The following is a 3,245-nucleotide window of genomic DNA, read 5'->3' on the forward strand; positions in this document are numbered from 1 at the left end:
ACAAACAGGGCGGGATCCCGTCGTCCCGGCAGATGGATGAGGGTTGGCCCACCCAATCGGTCGTAAAGCTGATGGGCCTCTAGATCCAGCAGTTGATCCGGTAGATGATCGAGAACGGTGAGCATACTGTTTGGGCTAAGAGGCTCGACTCAAACTTCTGGCTTCTGGCCCTAGGGTGGGAGGGAGCGGGAGTCCAAATGAACCGTTTCGCTGCGGTAGCTCGGGTCGCGAAAGACCCTCTGAGCAAGAATCTGCCCGCTCGAAATTTGAGCAAGGGTCCACCCTGCCGCCGCGGTGGCCCACCGCTGGTACAACCGGCTGTGGAGAGAGCCCTAGCTGAGATCCCAGGTGTGTACCGGTTGGCCTTGCCGCTGCCGTTCCCAGTAGGCACAGGTCAATTGTTGCATATCTTTACCATGCCGGGCGACATAGCGGCGCTGCCAGGTGGCCCCATTCTGCCCCGACTCCACCCGGGCGCGGAGAATGCCCAGGTACTCCTGAATATCGGAGGGGGCCAGATCCAGTTGAACCAAACCCGCCTCTGCTTGGGGGATCAGCTCTTCCAGCAGCAATTGGCGCAGGGATCCCTGCCAACCCTTGAGCCAAGTGATGGGGGCCTCCAGACCCCAGCGGGCCGCCGTGTAGAAATTGGCGCGGCACTGGGCAAAGCTCAGCTCCTGCTCGGGGGGGACGGGCTGGGATCCCAAGGCTTGCACCAGGCCAAAGTAGAAGGCCGCATTGGCGATCATGTCGGGTAGGGTTGGGCCTGCCGCTGCCACCCGCTGTTCGATGCGCAAGTGGGGAACGGGATCCAAGCCGATCAGGGGTCGGTTCCAGCGCCAGATGGTGCCGTTGTGGAGGCGCAAATGGGCCAGCTCTGATGGGGAAGTGGCTAACCTTTGTGGCAATACCACCGGGTAGCGATGCAGGTTTTCCCAGAACAGCTCCATTAGGGATCCCTGGACATACCCTTGCCCGAAGGTGACGCGGGGGTAGTGGGTGGGGGCAAGGGGGGGTGGCCCATCTAGGGCCTGCTCGAACAAAGGGATGCGGGTTTCTGCCCACAGGTTGTGCCCGAATAGGTAGGGAGAATTGGCCGCCAGCGCCACCAAGGGGGCTGACACGAGCAGGGAAGCGTTGAAGTAACGGGCCGCCTGTTGGGGGGATACCTGCAGATGGATTTGAAAGGAGGTGGTCGCCGCCTCCAGCATGATGTCCGGGTGGGTAACCCGCAACCGCCCAGCCGGTCCTTCGATATCTAGCCCCAGGGAAGGGATCGCTTGGGATTGCTCGCGCCGGTGCAAGTTCAGGATCTGCTCGTTGAGGGCCAGGTAACGCTTGCGGGGCGAGATCATCTCCAGGGTCAATTGCCGTTGCTGCACCGTAGGCAAAATGCCGATCATCATCAACCCCACCTGCAAGTGTTCGGCCACCCGGCAACAGCGATCCCACGTTTGGCCCAGCTCTTGCTGAAACTGCCGCAGAGCTAAGCCGGTCAAAACTTGGGGCCGGCTGTTGATCTCCACGTTAAACTGGGCCAGTTCCGGCACCACCAGCGGATCATTCACCGCTTCCAGGTAGGCTGAGTTGATCGGGGCCGGATCCCCCTGAGGGGTGACCAGCCACGCCTCCAGCTCAAACCCGCCCACCGGGGATCCCTGGGCAAAGGGCCGGCAGGCGGGATCCAGCCCCGGCGCACCGGCCAACCAGCGCTCGAGCAACTTCGTCTCTTGCTGGAGCCGAGCTGCAAACTGAGCAAAGTCTGCAGTACCAAAACGGAGGCAGGTGATCTCCTGGCCCATGGGAACAACTCCGCAGCTTTTGGGAATGAGGTTAATCGCTGTTGCCGGGATCTCGACACCCCTAGCTTTACTTAGCCCGCAGTGATGGATACATCTTCAATGCGCAGGGCGGGAAAGGCAGCCGTGCCGTTGAAAACCGTTACTTCCTGGGAAATGGCGGAGATATTGCGCAAACAATCGTAGAGATTGCCGGCAATGGTGGTCTCCAGGATGGGGCGTTTCTCGCCGCCTTTGACCAAGAAGCCCCCTTTCACCACCCCAGAAAAGTCACCGGTAATGGGGTTGCTGCTGCCGGAGAGGCGGGTGACGATAACTCCCCGATCCATCGCGTAGAGCTCGGACAGGGGGGTTGTCCCTGGGGCCACTCTCAAACAAGCTGGCCCCACCCCCGGCAGGCTGCCTGCTCCCCCTGTGGCATGGCCGTTGGAGGGAACGCCAGCAGCGCGGGACTCGTAGCTGTTGTACATGAAGTTGCAGAGGATCCCTTCATGAATCAGGGGGGTAATCTGGCGCGGGATCCCTTCGCGGTCAAAGGGCTCAATGGGGTAGCCGGGCAGGCCCAGGCCTTCAGAAACCACGGTGAGCAACGGGCTGGCGATCCGGGATCCCATTTTTTGCGCCAAGGGGCTTTTGCCTTTGCGCACCGCATCCGCCCCCAGCACAAAGAGGAGATCCCCTAGAAACTCCTCCACCACATCTGGCGGCAGGACAATGGGGCCGCGGAAGCTCTCCCCCTCGCCAGCCCCCAGCGCGCCCACGCATTTCTGGACAAAGCGATCAAAAGCCCGCTCCAGCGCCGGCACCAGATCGGCCCGCTTCTGCACACTGTCGCCGTCGTAGGCAAAGCTGCCCACCTCGTCCCCGTCGATGGCCATGCCAAACAGGGATCCCCCCGCCTCGACACTGTGGTAGTTGGCCCGGATGCCGGTGGAAGAGGCGATGGCCAGGGTCTCTTCCTCCACGCTGAGGGAGCCGCTGTCGATGGTGATGCGAGGGTCTTTGGATCGCACCCACTCCAGCAATTGGGATCCCAACTGGGTCAGGGTGGCGGCATCCAGTTCCAGCAGCCCCGGATCAAGGGCAAAGGGCACCTGGGGCAAAGGTTGGGGCTCCGGCAGCCCGTTGAGAGGATCCGCCGGCGAAGCCTTGGCCATGGTCACAGCCTCAGCCGCCGTCTCAGCTAACTCTTCCGGGCGGTTGGAGGTGGCAAAGCCCAGCCTGCCGCCACAGAAAACCCGAATGCCGAACAGGGTCTCGCTGCTGCTGCGGGCCAGGTTCAGGTCGTTTTTTTCAAACGTGACTTCCGTTTCCCGGCCTGAGTTGGCAAACACTTCTGCCTGGTCGGCTCCAGCAGCCAATGCCTTGTGTACACCCTGTTCACAGAGATCCAGCAGGTTTTCCGGGGAAATGATGGAGCTGGGCATAAAAGTGAGATGGCAAGAG

The 3,245-nt window shown here is 61.6% G+C and carries 2 protein-coding genes; both read right to left on the reverse strand.

Features of this window, described 5'->3' with window-relative positions; translation table 11 throughout:
* Window positions 1–332 precede the first annotated feature (332 nt).
* Complete coding sequence (locus NW829_RS10750; protein ID WP_414412675.1) at window positions 333–1,721, reverse strand: glutamate-cysteine ligase family protein; 1,389 nt, start codon at window positions 1,719–1,721, stop codon at window positions 333–335.
* 152 nt (window positions 1,722–1,873) lie between these two features.
* Window positions 1,874–3,245 (reverse strand): TldD/PmbA family protein (locus NW829_RS10755; RefSeq protein WP_414417056.1); only part of this gene is annotated, 1,372 nt, incomplete at its 5' end.

It is taken from the genome of Synechococcus sp. R55.8 (assembly GCF_047461895.1).
GTDB lineage: Bacteria > Cyanobacteriota > Cyanobacteriia > Thermostichales > Thermostichaceae > Thermostichus.